16 protein-coding genes are annotated in these 22713 nt (G+C 51.3%); all 16 read right to left on the reverse strand.

What is annotated here, in order from left to right; all coding sequences use genetic code 11:
- Window positions 1-238: 238 nt before the first annotated feature.
- On the reverse strand, window positions 239-1285 hold the full coding sequence (locus CZ787_RS07325) for a glycosyltransferase family 4 protein (RefSeq protein WP_087107706.1): 1047 nt from the start codon (window positions 1283-1285) through the stop codon (window positions 239-241).
- Complete coding sequence (locus CZ787_RS07330) at window positions 1282-2733, reverse strand: methyltransferase domain-containing protein (RefSeq protein WP_176372186.1); 1452 nt, start codon at window positions 2731-2733, stop codon at window positions 1282-1284. The genes CZ787_RS07325 and CZ787_RS07330 overlap by 4 nt, the downstream gene beginning before the upstream one ends.
- Window positions 2730-4055, reverse strand: a complete 1326-nt coding sequence (locus CZ787_RS07335; RefSeq protein ID WP_087107710.1) for an ABC transporter ATP-binding protein — start codon at window positions 4053-4055, stop codon at window positions 2730-2732. The genes CZ787_RS07330 and CZ787_RS07335 overlap by 4 nt, the downstream gene beginning before the upstream one ends.
- 11 nt (window positions 4056-4066) lie before the next feature.
- The gene (locus CZ787_RS07340; protein ID WP_087107712.1) at window positions 4067-4876 is read right to left on the reverse strand and encodes an ABC transporter permease; all 810 of its coding nucleotides are present in this window, start codon (window positions 4874-4876) and stop codon (window positions 4067-4069) included.
- Window positions 4863-7763, reverse strand: coding sequence for a glycosyltransferase (locus CZ787_RS07345; RefSeq protein WP_087107714.1), 2901 nt, complete (start codon window positions 7761-7763; stop codon window positions 4863-4865). The genes CZ787_RS07340 and CZ787_RS07345 overlap by 14 nt, the downstream gene beginning before the upstream one ends.
- On the reverse strand, window positions 7760-8008 hold the full coding sequence (locus tag CZ787_RS07350; RefSeq protein ID WP_087107716.1) for a hypothetical protein: 249 nt from the start codon (window positions 8006-8008) through the stop codon (window positions 7760-7762). The genes CZ787_RS07345 and CZ787_RS07350 overlap by 4 nt, the downstream gene beginning before the upstream one ends.
- Window positions 7989-9206, reverse strand: coding sequence for a glycosyltransferase (locus CZ787_RS07355; protein WP_087107718.1), 1218 nt, complete (start codon window positions 9204-9206; stop codon window positions 7989-7991). The genes CZ787_RS07350 and CZ787_RS07355 overlap by 20 nt, the downstream gene beginning before the upstream one ends.
- A 224-nt stretch (window positions 9207-9430) precedes the next feature.
- Entirely contained in the window at window positions 9431-10867 is a 1437-nt protein-coding gene (locus tag CZ787_RS07360) for a mannose-1-phosphate guanylyltransferase/mannose-6-phosphate isomerase (protein ID WP_087107720.1), read from the reverse strand.
- A 56-nt stretch (window positions 10868-10923) separates the two neighbouring features.
- On the reverse strand, window positions 10924-11298 hold the full coding sequence (locus CZ787_RS07365) for a GtrA family protein (protein ID WP_176372187.1): 375 nt from the start codon (window positions 11296-11298) through the stop codon (window positions 10924-10926).
- Complete coding sequence (locus tag CZ787_RS07370) at window positions 11282-12256, reverse strand: glycosyltransferase family 2 protein (RefSeq protein ID WP_254908587.1); 975 nt, start codon at window positions 12254-12256, stop codon at window positions 11282-11284. The genes CZ787_RS07365 and CZ787_RS07370 overlap by 17 nt, the downstream gene beginning before the upstream one ends.
- A complete protein-coding gene (locus tag CZ787_RS07375; protein WP_140398977.1) occupies window positions 12253-14088 on the reverse strand; it encodes a DUF6311 domain-containing protein in 1836 nt (611 codons plus the stop codon). The genes CZ787_RS07370 and CZ787_RS07375 overlap by 4 nt, the downstream gene beginning before the upstream one ends.
- Before the next feature lie 24 nt (window positions 14089-14112).
- The gene (locus tag CZ787_RS07380; protein WP_087107815.1) at window positions 14113-15441 is read right to left on the reverse strand and encodes an undecaprenyl-phosphate glucose phosphotransferase; all 1329 of its coding nucleotides are present in this window, start codon (window positions 15439-15441) and stop codon (window positions 14113-14115) included.
- Window positions 15442-15498: 57 nt separating this feature from the next.
- A complete protein-coding gene (locus CZ787_RS07385) occupies window positions 15499-16950 on the reverse strand; it encodes a TolC family outer membrane protein (RefSeq protein WP_087107726.1) in 1452 nt (483 codons plus the stop codon).
- Window positions 16950-18329, reverse strand: coding sequence for an HlyD family type I secretion periplasmic adaptor subunit (locus CZ787_RS07390; RefSeq protein ID WP_087107728.1), 1380 nt, complete (start codon window positions 18327-18329; stop codon window positions 16950-16952). The genes CZ787_RS07385 and CZ787_RS07390 overlap by 1 nt, the downstream gene beginning before the upstream one ends.
- Before the next feature lies 1 nt (window position 18330).
- A complete protein-coding gene (locus CZ787_RS07395) occupies window positions 18331-20091 on the reverse strand; it encodes a type I secretion system permease/ATPase (RefSeq protein WP_087107730.1) in 1761 nt (586 codons plus the stop codon).
- Between the two features lie 122 nt (window positions 20092-20213).
- A complete protein-coding gene (locus CZ787_RS07400; protein ID WP_087107732.1) occupies window positions 20214-22553 on the reverse strand; it encodes a DUF4214 domain-containing protein in 2340 nt (779 codons plus the stop codon).
- Window positions 22554-22713: the final 160 nt, after the last annotated feature.

Genomic DNA, 22713 nt, shown 5'->3' on the forward strand with positions numbered 1-22713 from the left:
CCAAGGAGCGCGCCTGAACAAGAATAACGCCGTAAAGTGGCGTTTTTTTTACCCCCATCATCCAGCAAGCTTGGCATGCATTGATTGGCGTTCAGCGACAGGCTGTGGTCAAAGCGTAGAAAAGCCTTGACAGGCTACTTGGCGAAAGCTCGCCCTCATTGATGGTTAGAAAGGGATCGTTGCTCATTACTGTATGGCACATCATGTGATAAACGTCGCTATCATTCGCTGCTCTGGTTTACGACGCCATTTTACCCTCAAACGCGCCCATAAGCTTTTCTACGACCCTGTTCCATGAAATATGTTGCTGCTGGTAGTGTATACGGCCTTCCTGCCCCCACTGTTGTGCCTTTTTCCGGTTAGCATAAGCTGCATCCATCGCATCGGCCAATGCCTGCGCTTCTGGAGGTACGATCCACCCCGTTTGGCCTGGTTCAACAAAGGCCGTTGGGCCGCCGCTGTCGGTGCAGGTAATCACTGGCTTAGCCGCCAGCATCGCTTCCAAGGTAATATAGCCATAATCCTCGTCAAAGGCAGGGAAAGCTACTGCAAGACTGTGAGCGTACAGTGCCTGCTTTTCATTTTCGTTACAGTAGCCCAACAGGCGCACACGGTCTTGCAGGCCATGCTGCTCAATTAGAGCGGCCAACGATTCGTACTGGCTTCCCTCGCCAGCCAGCAGCAGGCTTACTGGCGTGCGCGTGTAGTGCATTGCCTCAATCAGCAGTGCCTGGCGTTTTAGCGGCTCCAACCGGCTAGGGTAGAAAATGTATCCCCAATCATCGGCACAGGTAAAACGCTCAGCCTGGTAAGGCGGATGATACAGCGGCTCGGCGTTTAGCTGATTATAGTGCTTCAGCCGCTCGGCTACGCGCGCAGAGTTGGCAAAGCACTTTTTTGCCTGGCGTAAATGCCGATTGTCGAAAGCCTCGACCTGGGCCTTCAACTCGGCTTGCGCAGGGCTGGCAGTCGCAGGGTCAAATAGCTCATAGCAAGCGCGGTGCTGGTGCATTAGCCATACAACGTGCTCTGGGTGGGCGACGCCGTAGGCAGGAAACTGCAGACTGATAACTCGATCCACAGAAACATCATTCGGGTTTTGCACATTCAGCTGCTCAACGTAGCGCATTTGGTGGATAATATGCTGCTCCCCATAATGGAAAGGCAAACGCATCAATTCAACCTGGTAGCCATGGTGACATAGCGCTTTCAATACCCCTTGCACATGATGGTCGGCCCCCCCCGCAATAAAGGGAGTTTGGTTGGCCGTTAACAGTATTTTCATACCGCCACCTTCATCGGCGCTTTGACCCCTATCACCGCGTAGTCCATGGGCGCGCATAGCATGTGGTTAAGACGCTCTGCAGTGGGTGTCTCCTCGGGGATGCGCGTTTCTTCAGGTGGTGGATTGAAGCGCTTTATTTCTACCGGCGCATACCCATGGAACTGGTATAGAAACTCAAGTGTGACCGGCGTTAGTGGGTTACGGTGGGTCAAATCGTGGTAGAAGCTGTAACTGGCCACAATGAGATTTTCCGGGTTTGGGGTTTCCAGCACTAAACGGCCGCCGGGCGCCAATACTCGGTAAGCTTCACCCACTAGCTCAAATAGAACGCTAAACGGTAGATGTTCAGCAATATGAAAGCCGGTAATCAGGGCATGGCTGTTATCAGGTTGTGCACGCAACGCGGCCAGGGCGTCCTGGTGGGTTACGTTAAACCCCTGCTCTTGGCAGTGCGCAACCATGGTAGAATTTAAGTCAATACCGCAGGCTTGATAGCCTGCTTGAGTCAGCATACGCAGCCATTCTCCTCGGCCGCAGCCCAAGTCCAGCGCTCTATCCCCCGCTTGGCGCGCGCTTACCCATACTGAGCGGTAGCGTTCCAGGTGGGCGCTAATTGTTGACTCTTCACCGCGAAAGGTGTCTTCAAATGCTAAATAATAAGCGTCCAGCTGGCCATTAATGGTCGATGTCATCCCTGGAGCATCATCTTGTTGCTCCAGGGATGACGCATCATTCACTGGGGCGCCAGCCGGTTGCGCTTGCTGGCGATGCAGATGGGCCAACTGCTGCCCTATACCTTGATGCCTGGTGAGCATCTGCTGTTGGCACTGTTGCAGCTGCATTTGGCGTTGGTCGAGTTCCGCCACGGCATCAATTAACAGGTGTTGGCGCATCGCTTGGCTACGCTGTAGGGCAATAGCACGCCGGAATTCGGCATGGTGCGTGAATCGGTGCTGCCAACAGCGCTCCCATTTAGGAAGTAGTTTTTGCCATAGCCGATTACACCACTTCATTCGATTAGCTTTTTTATGCAGGTTTGCCAATCGGTGCAGGCGCGGTGATATCTGAACCTTCTGCTCATTTAGGTAGGCGCTAGCGGGTTCTGTATTGAGCATATTAAGCAGCACAAAGAGACGCCCAAATTGCTGCGCTTCCTGAAGATAGTAGAGCTGCCCTTCGGGGTCGGCTTCGCGGCCTAGCAAGTGATGGTACAGCGCGGCTAGAAAGTGTTCATCATCCTGGTCGTAGGCCAGCAGCTCAATCATACTGGGCGCACCAGGATTTAAGAGTATGAGGTAGGGAGCATGTTGATACCTGACTTGATGCTTGAGCAGCCGATGCCGCCAATCGCCCAGCGGTTCGCCTAACGGCTGTGAGCTGCCTTCGGCGGCCGCCTGGCGCAGCCGCGCTTCTAGTTCGGCAATACCGCTCTCCGGGACGTTATTCATGGGGTTTCCTTGCTTGCACTTGTTGATACGCCAGGCTCGCATTGAATTGAATGAGGCGTGAGTGTGTAGGGAAGCTCGCAAATACCTGAGAACGTAGGCCCAATGAAACCAGCCACTTCAAACTGTAAAGCACCGTCCTGCCACCAATAGCAGGCATCAAGATGATCCTTGCCAGGGTGCATTGCTAACGTGACGGTATACTTTCCGGGTGCTATTACTGCATGAATAGCAACGTCGAATGTGCGGGTTTCCCCCTTATCCATTTGGATTGGGCCATGGCGCTCATAGGTATTAATACCGAAAATATCTTGTCCGAAACGGTCGCGTATCAGCAGGCCTAGCGCCATATCATCAACCGCTTCCTGGGCAGTTAACGTGATAGTGAGATACAGCATTTCGCCACTGGTAATCACTTCCGCTTGGCTCAACTCTCCTTTGGCCTGCGCATGAGCTACAACGACTTGATGCGTACCTGCAACATTGGCATGGCGGGCCAAATGACGGTTTTCTTCTTCTTCGGACTGCCTGGCCATGATGTGGTTGTAAATGTTAACCGCATCTTCCGGTGAGCCTTGTGTCACAACCTTACCACCGTCTAGCACGATGGCACGGTCACAGAGTATTTTCACGGCGTTGAGATCGTGGGAAACAAACAGGATTGCTCCGCCCTGCTGTTTGAACTCGCGAATGCGCTGCATACATTTTTGCTGAAAGTAACCATCGCCTACCGACAGCGCTTCGTCTACCAGTAGGCAGGCGGGGTCTGCATGTATGGCAATGGCAAACCCCAAGCGCATCACCATTCCGGATGAGTAGGTACGCAGCGGTTCGTGAATATAATCGCCTAGCTCAGAAAACTCGATCATCGCATTACGCCGCTGCTCGATTTCGGCGTGCGTCATGCCTAGCATCAGAGCATTGGCAGTAATGTTATCTGCGCCGCTTAGCTCAAGATTAAAACCAGTCCCAAGCTCCAGCAGCCCTGTGACCCGGCCATTGATGGCCATACTGCCGCTGTCAGGCATAATCACGCCGGTTAGCAGTTTAAGCAGCGTGGATTTACCCGCTCCATTTTTACCTAGTACGCCGAGCACTTCTCCTGCCGCAACACTGAAACTGACATCACTTAATGCCTGATAGGCCGTATGGCGATTTTTTCCGGTTAGGGCTTCACGTAGCCGATCAGCAGGCTTGGCAAAAAGCTTAAACGATTTACCAAGCCCCTGAACATCAATGGCAAGCGGCTGAGGCGACACAGCATCGCTACTTAATACGGCAGGGTCCAACGCCGAAAGGGATGATGTAGATGCATTCGATTTCATTGGATGCCTCCTTATAGCGCGTCACGCAGGTCTTTTTCAGTACGTAAAATTAACCACCGCGCTATCGCTAGCAGTATGCAGCTGAGTAACATAACACCAGCCAATCCTCCCAGGTCAGGCATACGCTGGTACAACACCAACTCACGGTATGCGTTGATGATCTGGAAGAGAGGGTTAAGCTGCATCCACGGGAGCACACTAGCTGGGATAATATCGCTGACGTAGACTATTGGTGTTAACCAAAACCATACCGGCAACAACACTGCAACGCCCTCACGCACATCCTTGAGATATACCGCTAATACGGCTAGCACCAATCCCAAGGCATAGGTAAACATCAGCTGTAGGGCAAAGATGAGGGGCAGAAATAGCCACCAGGCAGTAATCGGAAACGCCACCAGTATTAGAAAAACGGCAAAAAACAGCATTCCAATGGCATAAATGACACCTTCAGCCAGCAATACCGAAAACGGCAATAGCGGCAGCGAAAGACGTACTTTTGTTATTAACCAAGCGCGTTCAATAAACAGGTTAGTGATCGTACTAATGCTTTTTGCAAACGCTGTCCAGGCAAGTATGCCGCTGATAAGGTAAATGCTATAGGTGTACTGATCGACCTCAACGCCGAAGCCTTCCAGACGGGCGCCCATTATGGTCGAGAAAATCAGCACAAAAACCAGAATGTTGATGAGCGGCGCTAACATGGTCCATAAGCGCCCCAGGATAGAGCCTTTATGCCGGTCAACCAGCTCTTGTCGGGTCAGTAGTAATATAAGCGGCAACTGTGCTTTGATTTTTTTTGGTAAATTACCCAACGTCATATAGCGTCCTTATCCATGGGGCGTACGAATGGGTGCCTGGCTGATCTTCCAGTACACAGTTAAGCCATTGCTGAGCACTTTGCTGCCAGCTTAAATAAGGCATGCTGGCTGACGATGCTATCTCTCCTTGCTCCCAAGCGGCCACCCACTCACGGATAGCAGTGGCGAGCTGTTCGGCCTTGTCAGCATGAAAGTAACGGGCATGTTGACCTGCCACTTCACGAAATACCGCCAAATCACGGGCCAGTATTGCTATTCCGTGGTGTGCGGCTTCAATTAACGGCAGTCCAAACCCTTCGCCTTGAGAAGCGGCGATTAACACATCACTATGTTGATAAAGCGTATTGAGCACTTCGTCACTAGCGCCCTGCTTCCAAAACAGCTGCTTCCCAAACTGCGGGTGGCGCTCTATTCGATGAGCCAGTTTCTCAACCTGCCACCCCTTCTTTCCAACGATTACCAATGTGATGCGCTCTCCGTTGGCCCAGCACTGTTCTAACGCATCAAGCACTTGCTGATGGCCTTTGCGGGGTTCTAGTGTGCCTACCATAAGTAGCGTTGGCGAAGCCAGCTTGACGATTTGCTGAGTGCTATTATCCTTCGTGTAGGGTTGGGCACTCGCTGAATTGTCAGGTTTGAAATCAGCACCTAAATGAAAATGCTTTACCCAGGGGCGATGGTGCAAGCAAGCTTGCTGCGCCATGGCATCCAATTCGGCTTCTACTGTACTTGCGGTATAGCGTGATACGCAGGTAATCCCGTCCGCCAGGGGAATGATGGCTTCAAACCATTCGCGCATGACCTGTGGCGTTTCCGTTGGAAAACACGCTGGTAAAGAAAGCGGCAATAAATCATGTACCGTAAAGTAGAAGCGTACGCCTTGCGCCCGCATACGCTGCATAATGTGGCCTGCTTGCTTCAGCAAGTTAGGTGCCCATTCAAGCGTTACGTAGCAATCTCCTGCCCTTGCTTCTACTGGGCAGTCGGGCCCAGGAGAAGAAATATTCAACTGCTGACTAGCAAAGCCGCGCGCCAGGTAGAAGTCATCGCCTCCCCAACGAATCAACTCTACTCGCCACCCTTCAGGGGGGTGACGTAATAAGTGGTCAGCAATACGTCTTGTCACTCTTTCAATGCCGGTTTTCAAGTCTTCCCAGGCGATCGTACTTACGTCTATTAGTAGCCTCGGAAGCTGCTCGGTCGGTGTGTAGTCAGCATCAGCCAACGCCTTACTCAATGCATGGGATTGCGGCGTATCTGGCGCTGCCAGGGTGTGCTTTAACGCAGGTATGCTGGCCAACTGATCCAATAATCCTTCAAAGCGATAGCGCATTGACAGGGCTGGAGCGTGCGTAATTGCCTGAGCATACTGTTGTGCGATATGCGCAGGATTAAGCACCTGGTCGACATAGTCGCGCCCCTCACGACTCAGTTTTTGACGACTGGCCGGGGAGCTGATGAGCTCACGCATTGCATCAAGCAGTTGCTCGTGAGTAAACCTGTCAGGTAGAAGCTGCAGCGTTTGCTTAGGCAGCTCAGCACTGCTGCCATGTGCATTGGCAATTACCGGTAAGCCGTAGGCCATCGCATCGAAAATAGCACCGGAGGTCTCCCCTCTGGATTGGGTGCGTAATTGCACTGCCAGGTCGGCAGCAGCCAGCCAATGTGTATAGGTACTTCGATCAGCGTAGCCTGTAATAATAATGGCACGGCCATTTTGATGCTGTTTTATGTAGCGGTTAAGCTCACTCCCATAGTCACCTCCATGCTGAGCCCCCACTAAAACCAATTTGACATTTTGTGTGGCCAGCTCGCTTTCCAGAAAGGTTTCGACTAGCTTATGCGTCAGTTTTTTGGGGTTAATCCCACCAAAACTGGCCACAACATGACTATGTGTATCCAGCTCTAGCGCATGACGTGCCACTTGTTTATTTGGCCATGGAGGCAGTTCTCGCAGGTGCGGAATAATACAGGTTGGTTCAAGCTTTCCCTTGTGCCACTGGCTAGCCAAGCTTCGTGCATGCTCAGAATGATAAATGATCCCTCCGGCCAGGTCCGTTACTAAGCCATTGACCGGATAGTACTCTGGACCGCGCGAGCTTGGATCTGCATGCTCAAGAGCAATCAGCGCCGGGTAACCGTGGTCAGCATAAAGCCTTTTGGGTAGCGCTTCAGGCAGCAAGTTACTTTCCTGCAGCCACCAGACTGCGTCGAATAAGTAGTAATCATGCAGCACGACCGTGCCTGGGTAGCTCCGCATCAGTGCGAACTGATAAGCATGATAAAGCGAATTACCAACTTGATAGAGCGTGAATTGGTATTGCTCAGCTTGCTGGCTAAACGTGGCGGCATTAATGACCTTAAAGTGCTCGGTAATGTCTGGCGAAACTATTGGCTGATCGACCACCACCGTAATATCAAAATATATGGCCAGATAAGGCAGCAACTCGGCGCTGTAACTGGCAATTCCAGTGGGCTGAGGCGGCATGGGCGATACAAAAGCAAGGGTGGGGCGCTCGCTTAAAACTACTCCTCTACATTCAATTTTTCGTGCTGCTAAGCCATTACTTATTTCTACTATTGTGGCAGGTGCGTGAGCCTGGACAGCATGCTCAATAAGCAAGTCGACCAGTGTTGTATCGTACTCGGTCAACGTTTGAGCAGTATGCGGCAGTACACTATGGCAATGAGCTTCCGCTACTCCTTGCGTATGCAGAATGCGCCGCCACTCGATTAGTTCACATTCATTGAATCCAACCAATAGCACGTAGATATTGCTGAGCGCGTGTGATTTATCCTTCAATTGATGAATTAGTCCCTCTCGCCATTGCTGTACGTCAGCGGGCAAGTGAGCATTACGCTTATCGATTAAATAAAGTGTGGTCATTGACTATCACGCTTCCAGCGTTGCTGGAGCCCATTCGTTATACGCTGTTGGTGCTCACCATACCCCTCGACGGGGTTTTCGACGGTGAAATTGATGAACCGACCTGCCTGAAGTAAGCGGATAATGCGCCCTTTGAGGTTTGGAAAAGGTGCCAACACCTTATGCCCAAGCCGGCGAATGCCAGGGTAAACAACCAGTTTTTTAAGTACATAACGCAGCGTTTTTTTAATCAGGGCCTTGATCACGTTGCTTCTCCTTTGCCAGTGGCTGACCATCCTTGTTGAATCGCTTGTCTAGCTCATAAGCTAACGCGCACCAAAACTGTTGATAGCTAAACGTCTCAGCATGTTGGCGACATGCCTCGGGTGAAAACGTGAGCATCTCGAAATGTTCGATAGCCGCTTGCAAGCTGGCGGCAGTTTGCTCTTTAAACCAGAGGCCTGTGGCATAAGGGCTGTCTGGATCGCCGCGCACAGTTTCAAGCGCACCGCCTTTTCCATAGGCAATGACGGGTGTTCCGCAGGCTTGGGCTTCCAAGGGAAGAATGCCGAAATCCTCATTGGCCGCAAATACAAAGCCTTTAGCTTTGGCCATTAGCTGCGTTAATTGAACATCGGTCTGGTAACCTAAAAGCTCAATATTGGGACACCCCTCCGCCAGCTGAGCCAGCCGGGCTTTTTCAGGACCATCACCAACGACTTTTAGCTTACGCTGGGGCATTGCGGAAAAGGCGTTAATAATCAAGTCAAGGCGTTTATAAGGCACAAGGCGCGACGCTGCCAAATAGTAGTCTTCACGTGGTTGTTTACTGAGTTGGTAGCGTTCTATATCCACGGGTGGATGAATAACACTGGCTTCACGCTGGTAGTATTTCGCAATTCGTTTGGCCACATTATGCGAGTTAGCCATAAAGTGATCGACCTGAGTGGCGCTGAAATAGTCCCATTGACGCAAGCGTTTGAGCATTACTCTGACACAGGTCTCCATGAACGGTATGCGAAAATTAGCGTCTTCCAAATATGATTCTTTCATGTCCCAGGCATAGCGCATCGGGGTGTGGCAGTAGCAAATATGAGTTTGATCTGGGTGTGTATGTACACCTTTGGCAACCGCATGACTTGAGGAAATTACCAGATCAAAACTACGCAAATCAAACTGCTCAATCGCGTAGGGCATCATCGGTAAATAGTGGCGATAATAACGACGCGCCCACGGCAAGCGCTGAAGAAAGCTGGTGTGTATGGGGTGCGATGTTAACCAGGGAGCTGCTTCCCTGGGCATAAAATCAACAGTTGTAAACAGCTCAGCCTGAGGAAACGCCTTTACCAGCGCATGCAGCACTTTCTCAGCGCCCCCGTTCACCACTAACCAGTCATGAACAATGGCAACCCGCTGGGATTGATAGCGCGTGTGCAGTGCAGCAAGAGAATTTCCTGGCATCATCTTTTAAGACTCTAATAGAGAGCCAGCCAAAAGCATGATACACCTAATGATGTCCAGGCATTACGCACAAATACGTAAAATTATCTACCGGGCTTTTGGCTGGCACTTGTTGCATAAGACGGCATAGCTTAAAGCAACTGTTCCGCTGGCTCCAGTGAGTCAATCACCCGTGAACAAAGCCACGCGTGCACATCAACTGGCCTGACCTTGCTTACCATGCGCGCTTACTGACGCCCATAATCGTCGCTATAACGGACGATATCGTCTTCGCCAAGGTAGGCGCCGGTTTGCACCTCAATTAGCTTAAGAGGGATAGCTCCCGGGTTTTCCAAGCGGTGGATCGTGCCTAGCGGAATATAGGTCGATTGGTCTTCGGCTAGTATAAAACTGCGCAAATTGTCAGTATTGGCGTAACCGTCCCCTAGCGTTACCTGAGCTGTCCCATTAACGACTACCCAATGTTCTGCACGATGATGATGCATTTGCAGGGAGAGTTTGCAACCTGGCTTCACCACGATTTCTTTCACTTGAAAGCCACCGGTTAGCACCAGTGTACGGTAGTGTCCCCAGGGGCGATAAACTTGCCGATGGCTTTGATACTCTTTTCGCCCCCCTGCTTTGAGGGCATTGACTATTTGCTTGGTAGCCTGTGCATGCTCCCGACTCGCAACAAGAACGGCATCCTCGGTTTCAATCACAACGAGATTTTCAACACCAACGGTAGCCACTAAACGCGATTCGCTATGCACAAGGCTATTATGCGTATCATGAAGAAGGACGTCGCCTCTTAACGCATTGCCGTCGATGCTGGACCCTGCCGACAGTTCGTGTAATGCGTCCCATGCACCAATGTCACTCCAGCCTGGCGACATGGGAACCACTGCTGCTTGATCAGTATGCTCCATCACTGCATAGTCAATCGATTCGCTGCGACACCGACTGAAAGCCTCAACATCAACACGAATAAAATCAAGGTCTTCATTGCGATTAGCAAACGCTGTCTGGCACTCCTCTAGTATGTCGTTGGCATAGGTAGCTAACGTTTCCAGGTACACTTTTGCTTCCACTAGAAAAATACCGCTATTCCAGAGATATTGGCCAGTTGCTAGGTACTCTTGGGCTTGGGTAAGGTCAGGCTTCTCGACAAAGCTATCCACGATAAACCCGGCAGCCAGAGGTTGACCCCGTTTAATGTAACCGTAACCCGTATGCGCAACACTAGGCTCGATACCAAAAGTAACTAGCTTGCCTGAACCAGCCAGCTTGCTTCCAAGAACAATGGCTTGAGAAAAGGCATGAGTATCTTTTATTACGTGATCGGCGGGCATAACGAGCAGTTGAGCGTTTGCACGACCATCCGCGACAGCAGCTAACGCTGCTAGAGCAAGGGCTGGCGCCGTATTACGACCGCAAGGCTCTAAAATAATGCCAACCTTATTAATACCAACCTGTTGCATTTGCTCTGCAACGAGAAAGCGATGCTCTTCGTTGCAAATAATCAAAGGGGGCTGTACGTCAATATCGGATAACCTGAGCGCAGCCTCTTGAAGCAAGCTGAGTTTTTCATTATGCAAATTCAAAAATTGCTTTGGGTAGTGCTCACGAGATACCGGCCACAAACGCGAACCAGAACCTCCGGATAAAATAACCGGAATAATCATTCTTCCCCCAAAAGGGCTGCTAGATAAAAACTTATGCTCACTAATGCAGTGAACTTTTATTTGCTAAATACCCAAACGCGCGACAAAAGATAGCTGCTAGTAGCGGCCACCAGTACAGCTGGGATTATTGCCCACATACCGGCCAACCCACCCCATAATGCAATAACCAACACGCCATTATTCAGCACGAAACCACACAGGGACATCACCAGAAAACGTAACAAGTGCGCACGTCGCCGAAATGTAAAATATTGATGCCCCAGCAGCGAAGTCGTAAACGCTATACTATAGGCCACTAAATTGGCCCAAAGTTCGTACGTTGCTGGCCATAACTTCAGAAGCACTGCCGCAGTGGCAATATGTACCGCACTGGCTGTCAAGCCAACAATCCCAAAACGGGTGATTTGCCACAACTCAGCGAATGTCAACATAGTCATCGCTAGTGTCAATGACAAAGTAGAGCGGTCTCTGTTTGCTTTCGATAAACAGCCGGCCTACGTATTCTCCTAAAACGCCTATAGATAGCAACTGCATACCGCCAAAAAAAAGAATGGCGGACATCAAAGAGGCGTAGCCTGGGGCATCGCGCCCAAAAAATATCACTTGAGTAATAATGACAATAATATATAAAAAGGAAATACCTGCAATAAGAGCACCAATATAGGACCAGACCCTCAGGGGCAAGGTGCTAAAGCTAAAAATGCCGTCTAGTGCAAAGTTCCAGAGCCGCCAATAATTAAATTTTGAATCCCCCGCGACCCTAGCAGGCCGACTATAGGGAACGCTTAAGCTTGTGTAACCCACCCATGCGTACAGGCCTTTCATAAAGCGATTTCTTTCGGGTAATTGGCGCAGCGCTTCTATCATACGTCGGTCAATTAATCGAAAATCACCAGCATTTTCAGGAATAGGAGTTTCTGTAATTCGATTGAAAAGACGGTAAAACCAGCTGGCTGAACGGCGCTTGGCCCCCGTATCCTCAGGGCGGTTAGTGCGCACACCATAGACCATATCAACCTGAGCCTCACGCCAACATTGAACAAAGGTCATGATTAGCTCTGGTGGATCTTGCAAGTCCACATCCATGGGAACTGCTGCTTCTCCACGGGCATTTAGCAATCCTGCAGAGAGCGCCACCTCTTTACCAAAGTTACGGCTTAACGCTATATAGCCCACGCGGGGATAGCGCTCAACTATCTGTTTAAGAATCGTAAGCGTTTGATCTGATGAACCATCGTCAACAAAAAGAACATTCCACTGCCATTCCACGTCTGCCAATACTTGATGTACGTGCTGGACAAACAATTCTATGGTCTGCTCTTCGTTAAACACCGGAACGACAAGTGCGAGTTCGACCTTAGCAATATCAGTTGGCGTTTTTTGTTTCACAGCGTACTCTCGTTAAGCGCGTTCAGATCATTCTGTGTATGGCTTCGTCCATCTGCTTGTGAGCTCGCCTCAATAAGGCTGCTATGCCAGACAATGGTGACGTCTTGGTGCCTCTTACATGACCACTCTTGCAATATACAGGCTTGCCGCCCCAATTCATTATCAGTAATTAAATAGGTGTTACCTGGAAATAGTCGGCCTTGTTCGAGGGCGTGCTGATGTGCTGCCGTTACATTTTCAATCAACGCATCATTAGCACGCGCTAAATATGCAACGTTCACCGGGATTTGATACTCCGCAGCGGTCCACAGGTAGGGCCTTAGCGGGTTAAAATACGTTGCAGGAAATGCGATAAATCGTTGACTATTTTCCCAAACAGGTATCAAAGAATCATCTCTAAGCACACCGTAAGGAAGTGGCTCCTGGTAGCTTATGGCCAGCCGGTCTGCCACCGTATCATGTATAAATTCATGCCATCCACGTAAATCTTCGCGCTGAAGTATCACGGTAAGCACTAACAGTGGCAACCAAATACCTGTCTTTAATCGTTTCGTGACTATTATTAAAGCGGCAATAATCAGTACATATTGCAATGGCCAAACCATGCGTCCGCTAGAACGCAAGTAATCTCGAAATGGAGCAAATAGAATATCGTAATGTAGCGCTACCCCTTCACCTCCAAACGCTACCTGCCCTGCCAATGCAAATAGAAATAAACCTACTGATGCAATGACGACCGGGGTCCAATCAGGCCGTTGAACGTTAGCATGAAATGGCCTTTCTGCTTGACGGGCCTCCTCAAACAGGCCTTTGATATACAGCGCAGCGGCGACACTACACAGAAGTAATAGACCTGCTCCCATGTAAGCCATGCCTTCATACTGCCCTTCAATGGCAGGCGTCCAACCAGAAAAAAGTGATGACATCGAAGGGAAGTTATCGTCAAAAAACCATGCCGACGAACTGGGGTTCAAAAAGGTCAGTAGCTCAGCAGAATAATAACCGTAACCCCCCGATGCAGCACTTTGCTCGCCCAAGTGGAAATAACCGACACTCCACATACATAGCAGAACGATGCCCGGCGTAACTAGTGCATTTCCCCAGCCTAAAACATTTCCCTTTACGAGTTGCTCTAGACTGCTACTACGCTGCCATTGCCACCAAGCCTGTCGCAACCACCATGCCGTCCAAAACACTCCAACCATAAAAAACAGATAAAAATGCATTAAAACAGCAATTAGCAGTAGCGCAAGCCAACTCAGAACCGAGCGAAAAGTTGTATTTCTTATCAGTAAGGTATATTCAAGCGCGATAAAAATCAGCCAGTGGGCCGTTAGCGCTTCATGGCCATGAATCCCTAACCCTCTAGCAGTTACTATAGGTAAACAACCCATTAGAACTGCGCCCATTACTGCCGCCACTGCAGGCACATTGAGCTTGAGCAGCAAACGGCATGCAAAATAACCGTTTAGGATATAGTTAATAAACAGCGCTAAGCCCAAGTACTGAAATAATGGAGGCAACCAACTATTAACTAATTTTAACGGTATCGCGTAAAGTGGAATTGAGTCTGTATAGACAATGCTGGTTGTCAGATCTGTTGCCAGTGTGCTAATAGCGCCTAATGGCCATTGCCAGGCCTCTTGGCGATAAAAATGCCAACCTATAAAATGCTGAAAAGAATCACCCTCACGTAATAACCAGTACGTGTTAAGTGGGTCAATCATTCCATTATGAAGGTACCAGGCGAATCCTCCTAGCAGTACTCCAGCGACAATCGCGGGAAAACACTCAGGCACATGCGCCGAATGTTTCCAAGTCATCCTTTTCATATACTTCCTTTAGCGCTTGTCTTGTCAGGGCTGTGGATTCACGAAACCGCACACTACAGTCATCGCTAAAATTTTGAGATCAAACCCCAACGACCAGTTCTCAATATAATACAGGTCGTACTCCACACGTTTTTCCATCAGCTTGACATCCTCCGTGATGCCCCGTAGGCCATTTACCTGTGCCCAGCCTGTCATACCAGGCTTAACGCGGTGTCGTTGCATATAGATATCGATATGGTCTTTATAATGGTCGTTATGATCCATAGCGTGTGGCCTTGGCCCTACCAGCGACATGCGGCCTTGAAGCACATTATAGAGCTGAGGCAGTTCATCCAGGCTAGTGCGGCGTAAAAAGCGGCCAACACGAGTCACACGACTATCGAAGTGTGAAGCCTGCTTGGTGACCGAACTTTCATGTAGGTGCATCGTTCTAAATTTATAAATTCTGAAACGTTTACCATCCAGGCCATGACGCTCCTGCTTGAAAAGAATAGGCCCGCCCATGGTACAGCGAATGGCAATCGCCACGACAAGCATGACAGGACTGAACACAATAAACAGCGCGAACCCCAGCAAGCGATCCTCCAGCGCTTTGAAAAGCCGCATGGGGCCACTCAATGGAGTGTAGTTAAGCTCTAAGGAATAGAGTCCCGCAACTTGCGTGATCCGGTGATTTAATAACCGAATATCCGTTAAGTCAGGAAAAAATCGTATACTGGCTGGGATCCCGGCAAGTAACCGCATCAGATGACGAACCCGATTGCTTTGAACCAGCGGATACCCAAGCCATATCTCATCAAATTCACGCTGAAAGATATTGGCCTTAGCAAACACCGCCATTTTGTGAAAAAAGGCAGGGTCATTTTCGTCAACATAATGGCCCATTACGATATATCCCGCATGAGGCGTTTTGACGATCATCTCTTCCAGCAGTGCAATATTGTCTTTTTTACCTACTAATAACACGCGCTTAAGGTTATGGCCCTTGGCACGCAGGCGCTTTAAGTAGATGTAAAGCAAGGTGCGCATTGTGCTGCCGACGGTGAGTATCGCCAAGGCCGAAACGCCCATCCATAACCGGGAGTAGCTTTGAGTTTCTTGAACAGCCACTAATAGCAGACTGAGCAGCCCTAAAGTGGCTGCCCAAGCGGCCAAGTAAATACCCAGCATGTTGTAAAGACTGCGGCCGCGCCAAGGCTGATAGAGTCCTATTAATTCCCCAACTGCGGGTAGCAGTAAGCTGCCAACCAGAATAAGAAAAAGATAGTCGTTGCCTTCTACAACAACATGTGGCATTAGCCACAGAATGGTGAGGGCAACGCCTATAGCGATCGCTGCATCGAAGCAACGCATGGCACGTCGCAACCATTCGTTGCTTTGACTTGTTTTTATAACGGCCATAGTTGCTGACTACCGGGCTACCTGCACTGACGTAGACATCGAGGCCAGTAGCGCCATGATGCGATCCAAGTCTTGGCTCTCTAGACTGCCCACGGCTGATTGCAGCGCCAACATGTCCAGCGCATAATTGCCTACCGTATCGACATACTGGATACGTTGGTCGTAGAAGCTTGCCCGTGCGTCTAGCACATCGACCAAGTCGCGCAGACCTAGCTGCTCGCCCCTTTCAGCCGCCTCCAGGAAGAGTTGGCCTGAGGCAATTGCCTGATTCAGTGCTTCCAGCCGACGCTGCCCGCCGTTCAGTGCACGAATACGGCGGCGAACTTCCTGCATGGCCAGATTGCGTTCGTTATCAACCGTTGCCTGGCCTGCTTCGATGCGTTTTTCGCCTTGGCGCACGCTGGCATTGGTATAACCACCGCGATAAATCGGCACGCTTAACTCAACGCCGGCCCGGTAATCCTCACTTTCGCGCAAAAGATCATCACTAACGCGGTCAGAGTAACTGAGATTCAGGTTAAGCTCCGGATAGTAACCTGCACGCCTGACGCCGGTATCCGCTTGGGCAATTTTTTGCTGCTCGGTCGCCAGCAGGACATTAAGATTTTGCCCTGTACGCGCTAACCATTGCTCAGCCTCCCCCATCTCGTCATCCAACGTTACGCTGGATAGCTCGCTCGGCGGGCTGCTTGCAAAGGAAGGCATCACTCCGGTCAGGCGCTCTAGCTCACTAAGCGCATTGTCCAATTCGTTTTCCGCTTCTACCGCGTCTGACACCGCTTGGTCGTAACGGGCTTGAGCCTCCAGCAAGTCAACGCGGTTCCCCACGCCCAAGTCAAAGGCGCGGCTTGCCTGGCGCACCTGCAAATCGAGAGACTCCTGCTGGGCTTCGAGCAAGCCTGAACGCTGGGCTGCCAGATAAGCTTTTATGTACGCTTCGCTGACTTGCATCGCAAGCTCTTGCTCAATAACGGCTAGCTGAAGTTCAGCGGCGCTTACCTGGGCGCCCGCGACATCGACGCTACGCCAGCGCTCAAGACTAAAGAGCGGCTGCTGTAGCTGGACCTGCCAATATGCTTCGTCTATTTCACCGGGACGCTGGGTGTTACCAAACTGGTCTATCTCTTCAACGGTTTGAATATTGGTTGAGTCTTGCCACATGTATCCGCCCGTAGCGGTTACCTGAGGCAGCAACCGTGAGCGCGCCATGGGAATCTCTTCCCGCGTGCCTTCAAGCTCAAACCGCTGGCGTGACAAATCAGAGTCGTGTTCCAAGGCACGAACGAACAAGCCCGGCAGCGAAGGCAGCGTTTGAGGCTCGCCAGTTGCATCGTTTAGCGCTTCAAATTCATTCAGCGACTGCTGATCAACAGGCACGTCGCTTTGTGAGAATACCGTATGGCTAAACAAGGCAACCGCAATGCTTAGCGCACTTAAGGTAAAGCGTGGCGTCCGTGTCATTAGTCCTCCCGGATAGCGCGAGCCAGCATATCGGTAACAGGCTTGGCGATGTAGCTGGCAAAGGTACGTTCACCGGTACGGATCATCACTTCGGCAGGCATACCAGACAGTAACTGCATCTGCTCAGTCATATCTTCGCGGCCTTCGTCTGTAACACGTATGCGCGTTTTATAATAGCGCTGCCCAGTCGCCTCATCTTCAAAGCTGTCGGCACTTATGTGAATGATTTCGCCATCAATAATGTTGGTGAGACGCTGGTTAAAAGCAGAGAAGCGAATTTCGGCAAGCTGCCCCAAAAAGAGGTTATCAATATCGCGCGTGGGCACGCGAGCTTCGACCACAAACCCGTCATTGGAAGGCACAACGTCCATGATAGAGTCACCTGGGCGAATAACGGCACCCACGGTAAATACCTGTTGACCAACAATGGTGCCCGATACGGGCGCGCTTACCACGGTGCGATTTACCTGATCGGTCAGTGAGGTAATGCGCTCTTCCGCTTCGGCGATCTGCGACTGAGCGTTACGCAATTGCTCACCCACTTCAGCCTGAAACTCCTGCTGAGTGGTCTCTTTCTGCATGCGGTTTTCGCTTATTTGCGAGCGCAACTGCGCCATATTGGCCTGAAACTCGGCGTTGTCACCTTCGTATTGCAATATCTGGCGCTCAAGCTCGCGAAGGCGCTGATTATCACCCAGCCCCTCACGGTAGAGCGAACGGAAGTCTTCGGCTTCAGAGCGCAGCGAGCTGATGCGCTGATTATTAACCCGAGTGCGAGCTTCCAAGCCATCGATCTGCTCTTGCATCTGGACGATCTGCTCATCCATGGCTTCCAAGGTACTGATAAGCGACTGGCGGCGAGCCTGAAAGAGACCTTGCTGCACGGCGGTCACCTGCTGAACACGCTCGTTGTCGACAGAGCTGAGTTCTTCGGGCATTTCCAGCAACGAGGCGCCTTGCTGCTCTGCCAGCAAGCGCACTTCCATCGCCCGGTTGATGTAATACTGGGATTGAGCAATTTCCAACTGTGAACGCACCTGGGTGTCGCTCAGCACGACCAGCGGCTGGCCGGCTTCTACCTTGTCACCGTCAGACACCAGCAGCTCGCGTACGATGCCACCTTCAAGGTGCTGAACGGTGCGTTTGAACGATTCCATCGATACATTACCTGGAGCAACCACGGCAACGGCCAGGGAGGCGGTCACCGACCACAATATGAAGCCACCTAGCGCAATACCCAAAATCGCGTAGCCCAGCTTGCGATAGCCTTTATCGCTGGTAGGCAACACTTCCTGGGCTTCACCGTCAATGGTGGCGGGGCCTTGCGGGGTCACATCTATTTCGTCTTTAGCCGGAAGTTGGTCTTTACGGTTGCTCATCTTACGACTCCTCACTGCCGCCGCTACGGCCACCGGAAATAGCGGAAAGGCGAGCTGCATTCTGCTGCGCGACCTGGGGGCGTGATTTCTTGGCAAACTGGGCGAGCACCTGGTCTCTAGGCCCGAACATGCTTACCTGGCCCTCTTTCATGACCAGTAGCTTATCCATGGATTTGAGGACACTGGTACGATGGCTAATCACAAACAGTGTTGTGCCTTCGGCTTTCAAATGAGAAATCGCTTGGCCTAGTGCGCGCTCGCCTGCTTCATCCAGATTGGCATTGGGTTCATCCAGCACAACCAAGACGGGGCGGCCATAAAGCGCTCGAGCCAAACCAAGTCGCTGACGCTGTCCTCCAGACAGTGCGCCACTAGTAGAAGAGATAATAGTGTCGTACCCGTTGGGAAGCTCCAGCACCATCTCATGCACGCCGGCTTTTTTCGCAGCTGCAACTACTTCCGCAGAATCAATATTGCCAAATCGAGCGATATTCTCGCTAATAGAGCCATCAAACAATTCAATGTCTTGAGGCAAGTAACCAATATAAGGACCTAATTCGTCTCGGTTATAGTGATTAATTTCAGCGCCATCAAGGCGTACATCGCCAACTTGAGTTGGCCAGATACCCAGCAGCACGCGAGCCAAGGTGGACTTACCGGCCGCACTAGGACCAATAATGCCAACATGCTCGCCTTTGGCTACACTGAAGTTGATACCACGAATAGTTGCCATACGCGTGCCCGGAGGCGCTGCAGCCACGTTTTCAATATCGATAATACCTTGAGGTGGCGGTAGCGACATGCGGCGTTGGTCATCAGGTATTTGGGTAAGTAAATCATTCAGCCGACTATAGGCGCCTCGTGCGGCAACAAATCCTTTCCAGCCACCAATCATCTGGTCGATAGGTGCCAGTGCACGGCCCATAAGGATAGAGCCTGCAATCATCATGCCTGGCGTCATATCACCATTGAGCACCAGCAGTGCCCCCAAGCCAAGAATCAAGGACTGGAATAGAAGACGCATCACTTTAGATGTATTCGTTAATGCACCGGCGCGGTCGCTTGCCTGGGACTGTTTGGCAAGAAACTCATGGTGGCGCTTGGACCAGCGGCCCATGATGCCCGGCAACATGCCCATGGCATGCAGTACTTCTGCGTTTCTCAAGTTGGAGTTAGCCAGGTTTTGCGCCTGGATTTGCTCGCTATTGGCTTCTGCTAACAGGCCTTTTGTTGATTTTTCATTGACCAAGGCAAGTACGAATAAAATGATGCCAGCGCAGGTGGCAAATATGCCCAGCCATGGATGAAAAATGAACAAAATACCAAGATAGATAGGCACCCATGGAGCATCAAAAAAGGCAAACAGGCCGTTTCCCGTGAGAAACTGGCGTAAGCTTGTTAGATCATTTAACGGTTGGGCGCTTTGCGTGCCTGGAGCAACAATACTGCGGCGAAACATTGCACTATACAGGCGTTGATTAATCGTGGTATCCAGCCGGTTCCCAATCCTGACCAGCATCCGCGACCTTACAAGCTCTAGTCCGCCCATCACCATAAAAAGGAACACAACCACCAAGGTGAGCATGACAAGAGTGTCGAGGCTTTGGGTAGTAAGTACGCGGTCATATACTTGGAGCATATACATCGGGGGAACAAGCATCAGCAGGTTTACAAACATGCTGAAAAAACCCACCGATACAAACGAACCCTTACAGGCGCTCAATGCACGCTGCAGATCCGTTGCTTCCTGTTGCTTTGCCATGGAGGGGTCACCGTTGAATCAAAGAAGTCACGCGAAGATTAATCGCGGCAGCATAACAGAAACGCCCCTGCCAAGGGTAGGGGCGTTACAAGAGCAGGATTTATATATTCAGAACGAAAACATCATCCAAATAGCAACATGCTCTCGTCAGACTCGGAAAAACCAACCATTACCGCACCTTTCTCGGCGCCGTTGGCTATTTCATCAAGCCAGTACTGCTTACCTGCCGCATCTGCCGCTCGTTCAAGCACGTTGGAATACATTAGCTCAACAAAGGCGTCATCCTGAATGCCTGCATGGCGCTCGCTGAACTCATCAGAGGCAATAAAGCTGTTGGCAATAGTGTCAATGCTTGCACTCTGGCTTACGTCCAGCCAGTAGCCCAGCCCCGTACCATCGGCATCGCGATCAAAGGCCGCATCATACAATCGTAGGAGAGGATCAACCGCCTCGCTGAGCACGGCGTCATCACGGAATGCCAGGTTCTGAATGCGCAGGTCTTCGCTAATCGACGTTTCAGCTTCGCTGAACGGTGTTTCGCTATACATGGCACCCATGTATTCGGCGAAGGCGTCTTGCTCACTACCCTTCTCAGCGAAGTCGAACTTGCCATCCAGCTCATAGGCTTCAAGCAGATCAACACGCTCAAGATACCGACCTTCCCCTAGCGGATAACCGTCGCCGCCGTCGGCCATGAAGCCCAAGGTAACGACCTTCACGGTCGCGTCTGCATCGCCGACCAAGCGCCCATTGGCTACAAGCACGTCATGAACCTGGCCGTCTTCGTTGAGAATGGCAGCACTTTGAATGCGCTGCCCTGCGGGCTGCTCCCAATCGTAGCTGTACTGAACGCCGCCCACCTGGGCAAACTGGCCTGCACTGATATCAGGGCCAGCAGCAGCTACGGCGTACTCTAACACGTCAAGCAGCGTGCTGCGGTTAACCGTCAGGATGGTCAGGTCATTGTTGAAGCGCAGTGCCGAAGCGGCGTCCAGTTGAGACACGCCACCTGCCGGTTTACCGATGGCATCGTTTGCAGGCGGTGCCTGGTAGCTGGGCTCACTATCGCCTCCTTGCACTACGACTTCGCCAATCGCTTCACGAATGCCGCCGCCGTTCTTGAACGAGACCATGACCTCGCCATCCAGCTGGCGGGCATACCAAAGGTTAGCGTCGGCGGTGAGATTCCCGAGATTGGTCTCTTCGGTGCGCACCGAGCCGCGCTCTCCCACCAGATATACATCGGACAGGCCAAGAATATTGCCATCCTGGTCGGCCACGAACTCACCCACGGCACCAACAAGATCTTGGGCAATCTGGCCTTTGGTTCCGTCAGCAAAAGCGTCTTCCAGGCTGCCCCACAGGGCTTCTACCTGCTCATCCGTCGAGGCGTAAACGCCTGAAGTAGCCTGCTCAATCGAGTCGGTGACGACGTGGCCATTTTCGTCAAACTCGACCACTAGCTGAGCGACATAGCGCCAGCCGGCATCGGTGTTCACGATTACCACGTCATTACCGGAAACATCCTTGGTGAGAATCGGGTAGGTGTCATACGGCTCGCCCGCGCCAGGAAACAGGCCGCGGTCAATGTCATTTTCATTTGCTAGCAGCGAATCCGAACCACCGGCGATAATGATATCGACGCCGTCCAGCAGGGTCGCCAGCTCTTCTTCAAACTGAATTTGCTGCAAATGCGCACTCAGGATGATTTTGTTGACGCCTTGCGCTTCCAGATCATCAATCACCGGCTGAATGATAGCGGCTAGGGCCTGCATATCATTGCTGCCACCTGAGAGCACGTCTACACCGCCAATCGATGAAATACTCTCGAGAATCTGGGTGGTAACACCGATGATGCCAACCTTTTCACCGCCACGCTCGGCAATGACTGCCGGGGCAAGCTTGGGCTTGTTCGCGTCAGCCAGCACTTCTTCAAGCGTCGACTGAAATGCATCGTGTGAAAATATCTCGTTGGTGGCCAGACCGCTAAGCGCTGAATCCCCAGAGAAGTCCAGGTTGGCAGATATATACGGGAACTGGGCGCCCAGCCACGCTACGTCGGCGGCACTTTCACCATTGACCACGGGCGCGAGCATGTCGGCAATCAGGTCGGTTCCCAGATCGAACTCATGATTGCCCAGCGTCACCGCTGCGGCATCGACCAGATCCATCAGCAGCGCTTCAACCCGCCCCGAGGCGGCTGTAATGCCACTCATGGAGCCCGCTTCCAGCCCGTAAATATCTTCTACGGCGGTCTGGAACGCAGCTTGCAGACTCTCTTCAGACGCGGCACTTAAATAGGGCCCAGGTAACACCAGATCACCCGAGCTAACAAACAATGAGTTGGCGTACTGGTTTTCCAAGTGGTCGACGATGGAAACGAAATTGGGTGCGTTCAGTAAGTCCCCGCCACCCCCTTCCATATCAGCGGCGTGCAGAAGCTGTAGCTGAAAGTTGCTCATTGAAATCCCCTTCTTTTTTGAGTAATCGACCCTTCAAGCAATGAGGGATGTTACTGAGCTAACAGTGACGGCTATATGACACTTTGAATAAATTCGCGCAAAAAATCGTTTTATCCAAGAGGCCAATGCCTAGGCAACGGCCTGTATCGCAGCATCAATC

The sequence above is a fragment of the Halomonas citrativorans genome, assembly GCF_900163645.1.
GTDB classification, from domain to species: Bacteria; Pseudomonadota; Gammaproteobacteria; order Pseudomonadales; family Halomonadaceae; genus Vreelandella; species Vreelandella citrativorans.